The 16,186-nt window shown below is 56.8% G+C and carries 9 protein-coding genes; all 9 read right to left on the minus strand.

Features of this window, described 5'->3' with window-relative positions; translation table 11 throughout:
* Positions 1–400: 400 nt before the first annotated feature.
* Complete coding sequence (locus tag HMPREF2980_RS02020) at positions 401–2,110, minus strand: ABC transporter family substrate-binding protein (RefSeq protein ID WP_070689955.1); 1,710 nt, start codon at positions 2,108–2,110, stop codon at positions 401–403.
* Between the two features lie 443 nt (positions 2,111–2,553).
* Positions 2,554–4,254, minus strand: coding sequence for an ABC transporter family substrate-binding protein (locus HMPREF2980_RS02025; protein WP_070689957.1), 1,701 nt, complete (start codon positions 4,252–4,254; stop codon positions 2,554–2,556).
* 405 nt (positions 4,255–4,659) lie between these two features.
* Positions 4,660–6,390, minus strand: coding sequence for an ABC transporter family substrate-binding protein (locus HMPREF2980_RS02030; RefSeq protein WP_070689958.1), 1,731 nt, complete (start codon positions 6,388–6,390; stop codon positions 4,660–4,662).
* Positions 6,391–6,756: 366 nt separating this feature from the next.
* Complete coding sequence (locus tag HMPREF2980_RS02035) at positions 6,757–8,457, minus strand: ABC transporter family substrate-binding protein (RefSeq protein ID WP_070689960.1); 1,701 nt, start codon at positions 8,455–8,457, stop codon at positions 6,757–6,759.
* Between the two features lie 431 nt (positions 8,458–8,888).
* The gene (locus HMPREF2980_RS02040; protein ID WP_049340257.1) at positions 8,889–10,982 is read right to left on the minus strand and encodes an ABC transporter ATP-binding protein; all 2,094 of its coding nucleotides are present in this window, start codon (positions 10,980–10,982) and stop codon (positions 8,889–8,891) included.
* Positions 10,982–11,974, minus strand: a complete 993-nt coding sequence (locus HMPREF2980_RS02045; RefSeq protein WP_060823976.1) for an ABC transporter permease — start codon at positions 11,972–11,974, stop codon at positions 10,982–10,984. Before HMPREF2980_RS02045 ends, HMPREF2980_RS02040 begins: the two co-directional genes overlap by 1 nt.
* Positions 11,971–12,966 carry an ABC transporter permease gene (locus HMPREF2980_RS02050; protein WP_005507218.1) on the minus strand — a complete coding sequence of 332 codons (996 nt, stop codon included), beginning with the start codon at positions 12,964–12,966 and terminating at the stop codon, positions 11,971–11,973. The genes HMPREF2980_RS02045 and HMPREF2980_RS02050 overlap by 4 nt, the downstream gene beginning before the upstream one ends.
* A gap of 516 nt (positions 12,967–13,482) precedes the next feature.
* Positions 13,483–15,210 carry an MDR family MFS transporter gene (locus tag HMPREF2980_RS02055; protein ID WP_070689961.1) on the minus strand — a complete coding sequence of 576 codons (1,728 nt, stop codon included), beginning with the start codon at positions 15,208–15,210 and terminating at the stop codon, positions 13,483–13,485.
* A 131-nt stretch (positions 15,211–15,341) separates the two neighbouring features.
* Positions 15,342–16,013 carry a TetR/AcrR family transcriptional regulator gene (locus tag HMPREF2980_RS02060; RefSeq protein WP_230457276.1) on the minus strand — a complete coding sequence of 224 codons (672 nt, stop codon included), beginning with the start codon at positions 16,011–16,013 and terminating at the stop codon, positions 15,342–15,344.
* Positions 16,014–16,186: the final 173 nt, after the last annotated feature.

A 16,186-nucleotide genomic window follows, 5' to 3' on the forward strand; every position in this document is an offset into this window, starting at 1 on the left:
GCAGGCCGACGGTACCCAGGGCAACGGTGCCGGTGAGCAGGGTACGACGGTTGAGGGTGAAAGTGGTCATTAGTTTTCCTCAGTTAGGTGGGATGCTGCTTTGCTGTACGCGGGGGAACACAACCCGCACACCTTTGTGACAGCACGCACATTTTGCATTGAGATTAGTATACACACATTTCCCACGCACTATGACCTAGTTCACCGTTTTAGGGAAAATATTTCAGCCAATCCCCGAAACCACCCCACCACAAACCCCCCATCAAAAACACAGAAAAGCCCCGCAGTACCCCGCCACTGAGGCGGAATACCGCGGGACTTTACCCTCCAGAGCCTTATACCGGCGCCTCCGAAAATTCAGCAACTACCGAATAGGAATCCAGAAAATTAACATGTGGCTTTAGTTCTGCCAACCCACATTGACCCAGCGCTTGGGGTCGGTGTAGCTGGTTGCGAAGAGGGAAGGACCGTAGTTAGCCAGCTTCTCCTTCACAGCTACGTAGCTGGGGCCGTTAGCGTAGGGGAAGTAAATAGCGACCTTCTCCATGTGCTGCTTCTCAGCCTCAGCAGCCATCTTCAACTGCTCCTCGTGGGATTCCTTCTCGTAAATGGAGGCAATGTACTTATCCAGCTCAGGATCGCCCACACCCTCGTTAATTTCGCTGGTGTAGAAGTACTGAACGCTGTCGGCGGGGTCAGCACCAATGCCCCAACCGGAGAAGGCACAGTCGTACTGCTTAGCGCCCATCACGGAGTTGAACTGGGACTGCGGCTGGTTGTCCTGCTCGAGCTTAATACCTGCCGCCTTGAGCTGCTGCTCGAGGTTCTGGAACTGAGCCAGAGAGGTTGCATCCGAACCGAAGTAGGTGATGGAGAAGCCTGCAGTCTTGCCGTCCTTGGCGTAGTAGTCGCCGGACTTGGAGTAGCCTGCTGCTTCCAGGATCTTTGCCGCAGCCTCGGCGCCGGGGTTGGACGGCATGTTGTTCTGGTAGCCCTTCTGGAAGGGCATAGCAATCATGGAGCCGGTCAGGGGCTCTTCCCAGTTGATCTGGCCGAACTTGACCTTAGCCAGCTGGGAGCGGTCAACCGCGGCGAAGACTGCACGGCGCAGGGCGGTGTCGGTCACGCGGGTCGGGTTGAACTGCAGGTTAATCACGCCGAGGCTCTGGCCGGTACGAATCTGGACACCGGGCTGACCCTTGACGGCGTTGTAGGTTGCCAGGCCAGCAAAGCCGATGCTGTCCAGCTCGCCGTTCTTGAACGCTGCGCGCTCTGCTTCGTCGCCCATTTCACGCCAGATAATGCGGTCCAGCAGCGGCTTCTCACCCCACCACTTGTCGTTGGGCACGAGGGTGAGGGTCTTAGCCGAAGAGTTCCACTCGCCAATCTTGAAGGGGCCGGACCAGTACTGATCCATGGGCTTGTTCACGAAGCCGTTGTTGAAGAGCTCCTTGTCGGTCAGTGCGGGGTGCAGACCGAGCAGGCCGAGGGTTTCGGCAGGATACAGGGGCTTGGACATAACAATCTTGACGCGGGTCTTGTCGCCATCCACGGGGTCGATGGACGCTACCTGCTGCCAGAAGGGAGCGGCGATGACGTTGTAGCCGTCATCGGGGTTGCGATAGACGGTCCACGCGGCGCGGATTGCCTCAATGTCAACGGGGGTGCCGTCGTTGAAGACAGCCTTAGAGTTGAGCTTGAAGGTGATGGTCTGCACGCCGTCAACAGTCTCAGCCTTGTAGTCGCTGACGTAGTCGTCGTTGAGGCTGTAGTCGCCGGCAGGGCTTAGGGAGGTGAAGCCGATAGCGGAGGGGATGTTGCAGGCGCCACCGAATGCGGTGAGGTTCTCGGTGGTGTAGCCGCTCTGAGTCAGAATGTTGAAGTTCGGGCCGACTGCGGAGACGCTACCGCGGAACTCGCCACCCTGCTTGAGGGAGGAGCGGTCCTGCTTGTTGATTTCGAGGTTCTTGACGATTTCCTCGGTGCTTGATGCAGCCTTACCGCTGATCTTCTTGTCAGAGCCGCCGCCGCATGCAGCGAGCAGGCCGACGGTACCCAGGGCAACGGTGCCGGTCAGCAGGGTACGGCGATTAATACGTAGATGAGTCATGTATTCTCCTCATGCCGGAGGGCTCGGGTGCTATTCGATAAGCGCACCGTGTTGTGCGCTGATTTTTCGGGAGCGCCGAAGCTCCCGCCCATCACCTTTGTGAGAGCCCCCACATTGTTTGTGGTTGAAACACAGTATACCCCCAAAAGAAGCGACGCAGACCACAGTCCAATCCGTGGAAGAACTATACACCGTCTAAAAATCACGGGTTCAGCGCCTGAAACCGCATCATCATGCGGAAGCCGCGTGCGAAAACTAAAAAATGAAATATTATGTAGCATTGGCGCGCGAGCGCGTCACACCCGGTACTTTGAGAGTCGTTACAAGTTACAAGCACAGCGTCGGGGCAACTAAAGCGCACTGAACCCTCCACAAGAAAAAGCTCCCCACCCCTATACGACACTGCGAAAACGTATAGGGGGCAGGGAGCTTAAAACTGCGGCTTATGCCATCCAGCCGACGGTAGACCAGTCGGTGGTCTTGAAGAGGAACGCACCGTAGTTAGCGAGCTTCGGGCGGCATGCCTTGAAGTCCGGGCCATTGAGGAAGGGGATGAAGAGGCAAACCTCGCTCATGTGCTTCTTCTCAATTTCGTTGCACTTCTCGGCGCGCTTAGCGTCATCGAGGATGGTGACCATCTCGTCGACCATAGCGTCGATTTCGGGGGTGCCGACGCCGTTCCAGTTCTTGGAGTGGTAGAAGTACTCGGCTGCACTGGTCGGCTCGGAGGTCACGCCGAAGCCCGAAATGCTTACGTCGTACTCGCGGTTACCAACAACCTTCGAGAATTCAGACTGTGCACGCGAATCGAGCTCGAAGTTAATGCCGATTTCCTTCATGCTCTGGATGAAGGTCTGTGCCTGGCCCTTGGTGGTGGCGTCATCACCGAAGGTGGTCAGCTTCAAGGTGATGGTCTTGCCGTCCTTCGCGTAGAAGTCGCCGGACTTGGTGTAGCCTGCCTTCTCCAGGACCTTGCGTGCTTCCTCCGGGTTACGTGCCGGGTAGTTGTCGCGGTAGTACTGGGAGGAACCCAACAGAAGCATCGAGCCGGGAACTTCTTCTTCGTAGGGCAGACCCTGGAAGCGAATCTTTGCCAGAGCACCACGGTCGATACCCAGGAAGATTGCCTTACGGACAGCAACATCAGTGATGTGCTCTGCGTTCAGGTTCATGCCGCCGGCGAAGAGGCGGCGACCGCGGCGGATTTCAGAGTTTGCAACGTCCTTCATCTCGTTGTAGGCGCTGAGGGTACGTGATTCCACGACGTCCAGCTCGCCGTTCTTGTAGGCGGCGCGAGCTGCAGCGTCTGCCATTTCACGCACGACGATGCGGTCCAGCTTGGGCTTCTCACCCCACCACTTGTCGTTGGGCACAGCAGTGAAGGTCTTCTCGGAGGAGTTCCAGCCGTTGGGTGCCAGGGTGAAGGGGCCGCAACCGAGCTCGGGGTGGGGGTTGTCCACGAAGCCTTCATTGAAGAGGTTTACGTCGAGCATCGCCGGGTGCAGGATTCCGCCGAAGAGCAGACCCTTGACGGGGTTGTGCGCAGTCTTGAAAACAACGCGTGCGTGGTAGCGGTCGCCATCGATAGCTTCAACGCTTTCGATGTACTCGTAGATACCTGCTGCGGCAATCTTGTATTCACCGTCGGGGTCACGCTGGATCTGCCAGGTTGCCTTGAGTGCATCGATGTCGATGGGGGTGCCGTCGTTGAAGACTGCCTTGGGGTTCAGACGAACCTCTGCGGTGATCTTGCCGTCTACTTCCTTAGCTTCGAAGCCGAGGCAGTAGTTGGGGTCGAGCTCGTCTTCGCCCTTGTAGGTGCTGCGCCAGATGCCGGCACCGGCGATAACGCCCATGGTTTCGGAGACGGAGGTGCTCGAGCCGTTCTGGGAGAAGCGGTTGAAGTCCGGGCCCAGGGAGTAGGTGCTCAGGTTCAGGGTACCGCCCTGCTTGAGCTTCGAGGTATCCTGCTCGTTGATTTCATAGAACGGGGTTTCGCTTGCCTTGTGCTCGGTCTTGGAGGACGAGGAGCCACAAGCGCTCAGTACGCCGGCAGCAGCGACGGCGGTTGCGCCGCCGAACAGTACGCGGCGGCTCATGATCGGGTTGAATCCGGAGAGGGAGGGGATGGGGTGGGGGCTCATGATGGGCTCCTTGTGGGTGTGGACTGCGCTGATGCAGTGTTTGCAGTGTAGAGTGGGTGGCTCGCGTGCTCTGGAGGCGGGGTTTCCGCCTACAGGAGCACCTGCCATCTGCGGTGATGGGCGGGCAGGTCAAGCCATGCAAAATAATGTGACCTATAGCTATGTTCTAAGCCACATTTAATATTTTTAGTAGTGTACACCACATACAACTGTGCAGGTGCGCAACACGATAAATATTTCTAAATTATTACGCCCGAGCATATATCCACACCGCCAGAGCACACTGCCTGAGCCCTACGCCTCCACGAGCAGCCCCTCCCCCGCCTCCCAAAATAGCCAGCGAGCACGGCAAAGCGGGCCGAACGCGCACACACGCATTCGACCCGCTCGCAAGACAGGCGCCTTTTAGGAGTTCATCCAGCCCACAGCAGCCCAGTCCATCGACTTATACAGGCGCGGACCGTAGTTAGCCAGGTTCTTCTTGACCATCACGAAGTCCGGACCGTTCGTAATGGTGCTCAAGAAAGCAAACTCAGCCATGTGCTTCTTCTCAATCTCGTTGCAGGCAAGGTTACGTTCCTTGTCGTCTTCAATGAGGGTCATGGCGTCAATGAGGGCATCGATTTCCTTGCTGCCGATACCTTCGTTGTTCTCGGAGTAGTAGAACTGCTTGGTACCCTCGGTCGCATCAGCAGAGACCGAGTAGCCGCTGAAGGAAATATCGTAGTCCCAGTTGCCCAAAATGGTGGCGAACTCACTATCGGAGTGCTGATCGATCCGGATCTCAATGCCGACATCCTTCATCTGCTGGGTAAAGGTCTGAGCCTTACCCTTGGTGGTCGGATCGTCACCGAAGACCACCACAGCACAGCCAGCCTTCGTACCGTCCTTCTCATAGTAGTCGCCGTTCTTGGTGTAGCCGGCGGCCTCCAGAATCTTCTGCGCCTCCGAAACGCTGTTATTCGGGGTCGGATAAGAATCCTGGTAGTAGGGCGAGAAGGGCATGTGAATCATCGAACCGGGAATGGTTTCCTCGTAGGGCAGACCCTGGAACTGAATCTTTGCGAGTGCTTCACGGTTGGTGCCGACGAAGATTGCCTTACGCAGGGCAGCGTCCTTGACGCGGCGGGGATTGATATCCAGGCCGCCAGCGTAGAGGCGGGTACCCTTACGCAATTCAACACCAGCAACGCTCTTCACCTCAGCATAGGTGGAGGAGGTGCTCGCACCGATAGCATCAATTTCATCGTTCTTGAACGCGGCACGTGCAGCACTGGACTCCATCTGGGTAAAGACAATCTTGTCCAGCAGGGGCTTGGTGCCCCACCACTTGTCATTGGGTACAACACTGAAGGTCTTCGCGGTGGAGTCCCAGCCCTTATCCGCCAGGGTGAAGGGGCCAGCCCAGTACTCGGGGTGGGGCGCATCCACGAAGCCGTTGTTGAAGAGCTCGACGTCTTCCAGTGCGGGGTGCAGAATCTCAGAGAAGAGGCTCTGCAGCGGGTAGAAGGGCTTGGAGAAGGTGACGGTTGCGCTGTAGTCGTCTTCGCCCTTTTCTACGGATTCGACGAATTCGTAGATGCCGCTGGTGACAATGTTGTAGCCGTTATCCAGGCTCTTGAAGATGTTCCAGGTGGACTGGAGCGCCTTGTAGGTGATGGGGGTGCCATCGTTGAAGACAGCCTTGGGGCTGAGCTTGACGGCAACCTGAATCTTGTCGTCCTTCTTGCTGTGCTCGAAGGAGACAGCGAAGTCGGTATTTAGCTTGTAAGTGCCATCAAAGTCGAGGTTCCACAGGCCCGCCTGGCTGATGGTGCTCATAACGTTGACGTTATCGCTGGTGTTACCGCTCTGGGTGTAGAAGTTAAAGTTCGGGCCGATGGATCCGGCGGGCAGGCGCAGGGTGCCGCCCTTCTTCAGGCTGTTCACGTCCTGAGCGTTGATATTGTAGAGGTCTTCGATATTGGCACCGGCACCGGCGGCCTTGGTCTTTTCAGAGCTTGCGCTGCCGTTGCCGCAGGCGCTGAGCAGACCTACAGCTCCCAGAGCCGCGGTGCCGCCAATGAGGGCGCGGCGGCTGAAGCTGTTCTTGGTCGCTTCGTGGCTACTCGCGGTGTATGCGGTGTGGGCGGTCATGGGAGTGGTTTCCTTCTGTCTTGCGTGGGCGGGTGTATCCCGTATCCCCGAAGTGTTGATTATTTATGCAGAGCACTGCATAACTTTGTATGACTCCACTGTAGCGCGCCCCAGGATCGAAAACCAAGCATTTTTACAATATTTCTTAATATTTATCGTGTCTTTTGGATATTCATACTATGAATACCCTGTTTTTGCGCGAATTTTTCGGATTTTGCCGGATAGCTATACCATCACTCCCCCACATAGGTACACAAAAGCACCCAAAGCCCCCTCCAGAAATGCAAAAAGTGTCCACCCGGATAATCCGGGTGGACACTTTCAATAGCTCTAGGCTATTCACCTAGGAGGTGAAGGGATGAGGACTTACTTAGCCCAACCAACCTTCTCCCAGTGAATGCCGGTGCCCTGGAAGAGGGACACGCCGTAGTTGCGCAGACCCTTCTTCACGAACTTGTACTCGGGGCCGTTCATGAGCGGAATCAGCACTGCGAACTCAGCCAGGTGCTTCTTCTCGATCTCATTGCAAGCCTGGTTGCGTTCCTTGTCGTCAGCAATGAGCTTCATCTTTGCGATCATCTCATTGATCTCATCGGAACCAGCTTCCTCAGGCTTACGGCGCATGTAGAACTGCTCGGTAGCCTCGGTAGCATCCGGGGAGCTCGGAGCGAAACCGGAGGAGGTTGCGTCGTAGTCCTTGGAGGCCATGGTCTTGTTAAACTCGCTAACAGCACGGGAGTCGAGCTCAGCATTAATACCTACGGACTTCAGCTGCTGAACCAGGGTCTGACCGACAGCCTTGGAGGTGGGATCCTCACCGAAGATGGAGAACTTGAAGGCAGCCTGCTTGCCGTCCTTCTCGTAGAACTCACCGTTCTTGGTGTAGCCTGCATCTTCCAGAATCTTGGATGCAACAGCAGCATCGTTGTTCGGGGTCGGGTAGGTGTCCTGGTAGTACTCGTTGAAGGGCATGTGAATCATCGAGTTGGGAAGCTTCTCTTCGTAATCCAGGCCCTGGAAACGAACCTTGGCGAGAGCCTCACGGTTCAGACCAGTAACCACAGCGCGGCGCAGAGCAACATCCTGCATGCGGGCGGGGTTCATGGTCACGCCACCGGAGAACAGGCGAGAGCCTCGGCGGATCTCGATGTTAGCAACGTCCTTGAGCTCCTTGTATGCGGAAGCGGTGGTAGCACCAATCGCATCAAGCTCATCGTTCTTGAATGCCGCGCGCTCAGCAGCGGGATCCATCTGACGGAAGACAATGCGCTCCAGAACGGGCTTCTCGCCCCACCACTTGTCGTTGCGGGTCAGGGTCAGGGTCTTCTCGGTCGAGTTCCAACCACCTTCAGCAATGGTGAAGGGGCCAACCCAGTACTCGGGGTGCGGCTTGTCAACGAAACCAGTGTTGAAGAGTTCCTTGTCCAGCAGAGCCGGGTGCACAATGCCAGCGAAGAGGGTATTCAGCGGGTAGTAAGGTGCGGAGAAGGTTACCTTCACCTTGAAGTCATCACCGTCGCGCTCCACGGAAGCAATGCTGCTGTAGATGCCGCTGCTTCCGACCTTGTAGTCACCATCGGTGCTCTTGAGGATGTTCCAGGTAGCCTGCAGAGCCTTGTAGTCGATGGGGGTACCATCGTTGAACTTAGCCTGGGGGTTCAGCTCAATGGAGACGACGGGCAGACCGTTTTCTTCGGCGACATCGAAGCTCTTCGCAAACTCGGGAGCCAGAGTGCGCTTACCCAGGGGGTCACCCTGCCACAGGCCTGCGTAAGCCACGGGGCTCATAGCGGTCTGGGTGTACAGGGAGTTGCCATCCGCGCTGAAAAGGTTGAAGTCCGGACCAATACCCGGAATAGCCAGGCGCAGAGTGCCGCCATCCTTCAGCTCAGAAACAGCGGCCTCAGCAAGGTCATAAAGCTCCTTGGCATCGGTGCCCACGGTTGCACCCTTGGTGGTTGCCTTGGAGTCCTTGGACGAGCCGCACGCAGCCAGTACGCCCACGGTACCCAGTGCTGCAGCGCCACCGAGAACGGTACGACGGTTCAGGATGAAATTCTTCTCCATGAGAGTGTCCTCTTATACGTTTGACCCTCAATAATCCTGCAGGAAAGCGTCAAGGGTTCCCTGCTCATGCGCCGCAATTAGGGTGCGGTGAGCGATGAATTAGTGCCGGTCTATGAATGTGTTCCTTGAGGCACGCCCCTAGCGGCGCACCCACAGGCTTAATTATGGCTTACCCGCGGTATAGAAGCTCGCCTATAAATATTCATATCTTGAATGGTGAGAAAGGTTACGCCTAGTCAGTGCAGTTTTTCCTGTTTTCTTGCTGGTTTCAGTGCCAAGCGCCACATTCTGAGGCTCCCGCCGTCTCACCAGGTGACAATCTCAAGCTGCACGCGCCTCACCAGTACCGGGCATTAAAAAACCCGAGGGGCGAATATTCAACGAATATTCGCCCCTCGGCACACATGCGACTTATTCAGCCGACTCTAGAGCTACACCGTAGCGGCCTCAGCCTCAGGGTAGTAGCAAGCATAACCGTGATCCTGGCCCTCAACGGGGGTCAGTTCCGGCATCTCCTCCAGGCAACGACGCTTCTTGTCCTCAGGCAGCAGCTTGAAGACCGGGCAACGGCTCGAGAAGCCACAGCCCTTAGGCGCGTTCACCGGAGTGGGCAGGTCGCCCTCAAGCATAATGCGGTGGCGCTTTGCCTCAACCTCGGGATCCGGAACCGGAATCGCCGAGAGCAGTGCACGGGTGTACGGGTGGATCGGGTTGTCGAACACCTGGTCGACGTCACCGATCTCAACAATACGACCCAGGTACATCACTGCAACGCGGTCGGATGCGTGGCGAATCACCGCGAGGTCGTGAGCAACCATCAGGTAGCTCAGGCCCAGGTTTGCACGCAGCTCCTCCAGCAGGTTAATCACACCAGCCTGGACGGACACGTCCAGTGCGGACACCGGCTCATCCAGAACCACGAGCTTGGGGTTCACAGCAAGCGCACGAGCAATACCGATACGCTGACGCTGACCACCAGAGAACTGGTTCGGGAAGCGGTTCACGTGGTCAGGCTGCAGACCCACAATGTGCATCAGCTCGATAACGCGCTTCTTGATGTCTGCTTTGTTCATGCCCTGGTTTTCCAGCGGCTCAGCAAGCACCTCGTAAACGGTGAAGCGCGGATCCAAAGCACCGGTGGGGTCCTGGAACACCATCTGCTGGTTCTTACGCAACTCAAGAATCTCACCCGCGGACTTGCCGTCCTTGGTGGAGGTTCCGTTGATCAGAATCTCACCGTCGGTGTTCTTGTTGAACTCCATGATTTCCAGCAGGGTGGTGGTCTTACCACAACCGGACTCACCCACGATGGAGAAGCACTCGCCCTCGCGAATATCGAAGGACAGGCCGTTCACAGCCTTCACAGTGCCCACGCGGCGCTTAATCAGCGCGCCCTTCATGAGCGGGAAGTGCTTCTTGACGTTGCGGACCTCCAGGACGGGGGCACGCTCCTCACGCGGAATACCGTCGTACTTCGATACCGGGGGCTCCGGAACCGGGTACAGCTCGTCAGCGGTCTTACCGACCAGCTCCTGAGAGATGGTGCAGGAGGAGTAGTGGCCCTCGCCAACGCCTTCCAGCAGCTGCAGATCGGGCTCGCCGTTGGAGTCCTGGCAGCACTGGCCACCGCTCTTAGCGATGGGGCAACGCGGGCGGAAGGAGCACGCGGTCACCGGGTTAATCAGGTTCGGAGGGGTACCCTCAATCGGAACCAGGGAGACCTTCTCGGAACGGTCCACACGCGGGACCGCACCCAGCAGACCGATGGTGTACGGGTGGGAGGGATGCTTGTACAGGTCTTCTGCCTTCGCAATCTCCACCGGCTTACCGGCGTACATCACCAGAATGTCGTCAGCCATACCAGCCACAACACCCAGGTCGTGGGTAATCATGATGGTCGCTGCGCCGGTCTCATCCTGAGCCTTCTGCATAACCTCCAACACCTGCGCCTGAATGGTCACATCCAGTGCGGTGGTGGGCTCATCGGCGATGAGCACGCGGGGGTCATTCGCAATCGCCATAGCGATCATGATGCGCTGACGCATACCACCGGAGAACTCGTGCGGGAAGGAACGCAGGCGGTCAGCCGGCGAAGGAATACCCACCATACGCATCAGTTCGATGGAACGGTCCTTGATAGCCTGCTTGCTCATGCCCTTGTTGTGGACCTTGAGCACCTCAGCAATCTGGTCACCAATGGTGTACACGGGGGTCAGCGAGGACAGCGGATCCTGGAAAATCATAGAGATTTCCTTGCCGCGGTATGCGCACATTTCCTTATCGCTCAGACCCAGCAGCTCGGTGCCGTTGTACTTAACCGAACCGGTGATGTCAGCGGTGGTCGGGTGCAGGCCCATGATCGCCATGGAAGCAACGGACTTACCGGAACCGGACTCACCCACAATACCCAGGGTCTTACCGGGGTACAGGTCAAAGTTCACACCGCGAACAGCGTGCACGACGCCATTCTCAGTGTTGAAGCGGACGTTGAGGTCCTTAACGCTCAGAACGGGAGAGGTACTCATTAGTTCTTCGCCTCCTTTGCAGCGGCAGCGGGTGCCTCTGCCTTCTCGTTCTTCTTGGACTTCTTGATCTTACCGACCGACATCGAAGTCGGGTCGAATGCGTCACGCAGACCGTCGTTCATGAGGGCCAGCGGACCAACCAGCAGGAAGAAGAACAGAACCGGGAACCAGAACATGTGCGGCAGGGTGTTAATCTGCTGCGAAGCATCCGAAATCAGCGAGCCCAGCGAGTAGTTGGGGTACTTAATACCGATGCCGATGAAGGAGTAGGCAACCTCAGAGAGCACAGCGCCCATGATGCCGCTGGTGAAGTTCAGAACCAGCAGGGAGCCAATGTTCGGAACCAGGTGGCGCATCACAATCTTGAAGGGGTGCACACCCATGTAGCGTGCAGCCTTCACGAAGTCGCGGTTGATGAGGGACTGCGCCATTGCACGAATAACACGGGCGCTACCCATCCAGCCGAAGGCAATCAGCACTGCAGAGAGCAGAACCCAGGTGGGGACGCTCTTCTGAATCTGCTTACCAACCTGACCGTTGATCAGAATTGCCAGAATCAGCAGCGAGGGAACCATGATCAGGGTCTCGAGGATGAACAGCATAATCTTGTCAATCCAGCCACCGAAGTACGCCATCACACAACCGTAAACTGCGGAGATGAACACAGTGGCCAAACCGACGACCACACCAATCTGGAGAGAGGTCCAGACGGCCTCAGACATCATGGCGAACACGTCATTACCCGCGATGGTGGTACCGAACCAGTGCTCGGCCGAGGGGCCTTCACCCAGCGCCATGTAGTCAATGTCGTTGGGCTTGTACTTGGTCAGGTACTTACCGAACAGACCCATGCCGATGAACACGCACAGACCGAAGACTGCAGCCTTGTTACGCAGGAAGCGGCGCAGAATAATAACGCTCTTGTTGATGACCTTGAAGTCACCGTTCTCCTGTACCACCGGTACGGAGGAAGTTGCAGTTACCTGACTCATGAGATCCTCACTCGGGGGTCGACGATGGTGGTAGCGATATCAGCGATGATCGCACCGACAGCGAACAGTGCAGAACCGTACGCGAGGGTCACGGTCGCAGCGTTCACGTCCTGCGCGGAAATGGAGTCAATCGACCACTTACCGATACCGGGCCATGCAAAGACGGTCTCGGCGAAGAATGCACCCGCAAAAATCATCGGAATCTGGTACGCGATGGACTGTGCCACGGGGATGAAGGAGACGCGCAGTGCGTGGCGAGTAATCGCCTGGTTACGGGTCAAGCCCTTAGCACGAGCGGTACGCACGAAGTCAGCGTTCACGTTATCGAGCAGGTACTGACGCTGTGCAATCTGGTAACCAGCCCAACCGAAGATGGTCATACAGAAGGTCGGCACGACGTAGTGCGCCGCCATATCCATGGTGATTTCCCAGAATCCGGTCAGACCCGGAGTCGAAATACCGGTCACATAGAAAATCTTCTCTCCACCATTAGCAACGGCGATGTTGTTGATAGTGGTCGCGCCCTGCTGCACCACGAAGTAAGCAACGGGAGCGGGGATGATGTAGACCAGGTAGGAGTAACCGGTGATAACACGGTCAGAGAACTTGTACTGGCGAGCTGCCGAGTACACACCCAGGGCGATACCAATCACAATCGAGAGAATGGTAGCCACCAGCAGCAGGCGGGTAGAAACCCACACGCGCTGGCCAAATTCCTGGTTAATGTACGCGCCGTTGGGGCTACGGCCCCAATCGAACTTGGTGACCACATTGGTCAGCCACTGAACGTAGCGGTCCCAGGGGTTCATTTCGGGATCGAGACCCAGGGATGCGAAGTTACGGTTCACCTGCTCGGGGCTAGGCTTCGGAACCTTTTCCTGCTCCAAGAGGGCAGGCTTCAGGGCAGTAACCGCTGCAAAGTAACCCATCGTGGTCGTAATAAAGACCATGACGAGGTACGTCAGCGATCGCTGGAGGATGTACCTAAACATGGGACGGTTCCCCTCCTTGTGTAGATGTCGGTGTTAAGGCATGTGTGTCATGCTGTCCTAGCGCACTGCTTCGTGATGACTGTCACTAGGAGCATATGTACTTTATCTTATATAGCCTGTAACACTTCCACCAAACCCACATTGGGCACTTTCACCCCTTAGAACAGCCTGTATGCAAGCTAAAAGGGAGCTGGGTAAAAAAATGCCCCGGAATACCGGGGAAAAGGGGCGGATTAACAATTTTTACGAAAATTTTACATCGGAAACAATTCTCTCGACATAGGGACGTAATAACCTTTTCGATAAGCGCTTTAATGGGGCAAAACACCACGTAAACCCACTATTTAAGGGACTAAACCAACACTTCCAACCCCTAAACCAAGCACTAAGGCACACCTCTTAAGCGCGCTATTTAAGGCAACTCAGCCAAAAACGGCGCCCCGGCACGAGCACACGACTCGCACCGGGGCGCCGCTTATATAGGAAGGCAACGCCTCCGCATCTAGTGCTAAGACCCTAGCTCTTAGCGTTAGGCTCCGAATCCGGCGAAGCCTCCGAGCTCAACGACTCGGCAATCATCCTACGGGTAGGACCCCGCATGCTCTTCAGATCCTGCGCGTCCTTAGCAGCCATCTCCGGAGTAATCACCGGAATCGCACCGGTCGCCGCGCGAGCAATATCAACAGCCGGCTCGGTCTCCAGGGTCGTCGCCAACGCATCCTCACGAATGAAGAACAGAAGCAGCGTAGACACCAGACCCAGCGGCACCAAGTACAGGAACAGCGGAATCAGAGCATCGTTATACGCATTCACAATGATGCCGTGCACCGGCTCCGGCAAAGACGCCACCAGCTCAGGAGTCAGAGACGAAGACGCATGGCTACCCGAAGACTGCAGCGCCTGCTGCGGCATACGCTCAGAAATCAGCGAGGTCAGACGCGAGGTGAACAGACCACCCACCAGCGAGGCACCCACAGTAGCACCCACCTGACGGAAGAAGTTATTCGACGCCGTCGCGGTACCAACCACGCTCACCGGGAACGCATTCTGAACAATCAGAGTCAAGAACTGCATAGACATACCCAGACCGGCACCCATCACCGCAAGGTATATACAGAACAGCCAGGTCGGAGTCTCAATAGTCACGGTCGACAACAGGAACAGGCCCAGCGCCACAATCGCGGTACCGCTCGTCACATAACGCTTATAGCGACCGGTCTTCGACACCACGCGACCCGTCACAATCGACACCACCAGCATGACACCCATCATCGGGATCATCAGCAGACCAGCCACCGTAGCGCTCACACCCAGCGCCATCTGCAGATAAGTCGGGATATACTCCACCGCACCGAACATTGCCACACCCAGCGCCAGCGAAGCACCCAGAGTCAGCAGGAAGTTACGGTTCTTGAACAGGTACATGGGCATAATCGGCTCAGCCGCACGGTTCTCCACCGGGATAAACACCAGCGCAGCAACCACCGAGAAAATCAGCAGACCAATAATCTGCGGCGAGGACCATTCGTACTGGTTGCCACCCCAAATTGTGGCAAGCACGAGCGCACTCGTACCCGCCATCAGAATCAGCGAACCAAGGTAGTCGATGCTGTGCTTCTCACGCTCACGGAACGGGCGGTGCGGCAGCAAGAAAATTACCGCAAGAATCGACAGAATAGCCAGCGGCAGGTTCAGCCAGAACGCCCAACGCCAACCCGGACCCTCAGTAATCCAGCCGCCAATCAGCGGACCAGCCACCGACGAGAACGCGAAAACGCCACCGATAATACCCATGTAGCGGCCTCGATCGCGCGGAGGAATCACATCAGCAATCACCGCCTGAGAAAGAATCATCAGGCCACCGCCACCCAGACCCTGCAGGCCACGAGCAAAAATCAGCCAGTTCATGCTCTGCGCAAGCGCGCCAACAATCGAACCCGCCATGAAAGAGACAATCGCAAAAATCAGGAAGGGCTTGCGTCCAAACTGGTCAGAAAGCTTGCCGTAGACCGGCATCGTAATCGTCGAAAGCAGGATGAAAATAGTAATCACCCAGCTCATGTGCTCCACGCCGTGAAGCTCACCCACAATCGTGGGCAGCGACGGCGCCAGAATCGTCTGGTTCAGCGAGGACATGAGCATCACAATGACCAGGCCCAGGAACATGGCGCGGATGCGGTTTTTACTTTCCTGCTTAGCCTCACCGGCTGGCGGCTGAGGTAGATTCTTTTCCTCTGTACTCATCGATAATCCTTAGTTACGTTCTATATATGTCTGTTGTGAGTATCCGCCGGGCTCTGGATTCGGTTACCTCGATTCGGGGCCTCCGATTCGGTTTCCGGCGGGCTTTTGTCATTTGTAGCAGTGAACCGCCGCTAGATTGCCGGTCGGTTCTGCTCAAAAAGCAGGAACTGGAAGGTCTTCACCGTCTGGCGGATATGGCGGGCGATATCCTCTTTGTCTTCCAGGTCGCGGGCAAACTCCAGCTGACGAAGCACCGCGGAGGCAAGCTGGACCTTTGCGCGCGATCGCTCGCGGAAGTGATCGGTCAGCGGGTCAGCCGGGTTTCGGCGCGGGAAGGGGCCGCGGCGACCGGCAGCATCAAAAGCCACCCAGTCGATGGTGTTCAGGTACTCGGTGAGCACCTGTTCGCACTTCATGTAGTGCATCTTCATTCGTTTCGCGGACTCGGGGAACTCCTGATAGGGAGCTCGGGGGTCCTTGCCCTTGGCGTAGTGGAAGCTCTGGAAAATGACCTCCCAGAGAAGGTGGGTTACACGAATGATCGTGTTGTCATCCTCGTGGGCACGGTCTGTTTCGAGGATTTCCTCGCTGACCACCGGTTCGCGCAGACCCAGGACGGCATCCTCTTTAGAGGGGAAGTAGTTGAAGAAGGTACGCGGGGAGACGCCCGCCTCCTGGGCGATTTCTTCAACGGTGGTTCCGCGCATCCCGTGTTCGCGGACGCGTTTGAGGGCTGCTTCGTGGATCGCCGTCCAGGTTTGTTCGCGGCGGCGTTCGCGAAGGCTCTGTTCCTTTTTCTGCATAACTGCAATTATTTCATCACTGCACACAATGCTCAAGTGCATTTTTGGCGTTAAGGCCCACAGCATAGCCGGCTAAACTCCGGCCCCGCCACTGGCACACAACACCCGCACACAATACCGACACATCACATACGAAGCGGCAAACCCACTCCCCCCCCCCCCCCCCCCCCCCC

It is taken from the genome of Rothia sp. HMSC076D04 (assembly GCF_001814645.1).
In the GTDB taxonomy this organism is placed as follows: domain Bacteria; phylum Actinomycetota; class Actinomycetes; order Actinomycetales; family Micrococcaceae; genus Rothia; species Rothia mucilaginosa.

What these genes read in the sequence shown, in the direction of transcription:
- HMPREF2980_RS02050 (WP_005507218.1), bottom strand. Translation starts at nt 12,966, where the DNA reads ATGTTTAGGTACATCCTCCAGCGATCGCTGACGTACCTCGTCATGGTC.
- HMPREF2980_RS02040 (WP_049340257.1), bottom strand. Translation starts at nt 10,982, where the DNA reads ATGAGTACCTCTCCCGTTCTGAGCGTTAAGGACCTCAACGTCCGCTTC.
- HMPREF2980_RS02055 (WP_070689961.1), bottom strand. Translation starts at nt 15,210, where the DNA reads ATGAGTACAGAGGAAAAGAATCTACCTCAGCCGCCAGCCGGTGAGGCT.
- HMPREF2980_RS02030 (WP_070689958.1), bottom strand. Translation starts at nt 6,390, where the DNA reads ATGACCGCCCACACCGCATACACCGCGAGTAGCCACGAAGCGACCAAG.
- HMPREF2980_RS02045 (WP_060823976.1), bottom strand. Translation starts at nt 11,974, where the DNA reads ATGAGTCAGGTAACTGCAACTTCCTCCGTACCGGTGGTACAGGAGAAC.
- HMPREF2980_RS02060 (WP_230457276.1), bottom strand. Translation starts at nt 16,013, where the DNA reads ATGCAGAAAAAGGAACAGAGCCTTCGCGAACGCCGCCGCGAACAAACC.
- HMPREF2980_RS02020 (WP_070689955.1), bottom strand. Translation starts at nt 2,110, where the DNA reads ATGACTCATCTACGTATTAATCGCCGTACCCTGCTGACCGGCACCGTT.
- HMPREF2980_RS02035 (WP_070689960.1), bottom strand. Translation starts at nt 8,457, where the DNA reads ATGGAGAAGAATTTCATCCTGAACCGTCGTACCGTTCTCGGTGGCGCT.
- HMPREF2980_RS02025 (WP_070689957.1), bottom strand. Translation starts at nt 4,254, where the DNA reads ATGAGCCCCCACCCCATCCCCTCCCTCTCCGGATTCAACCCGATCATG.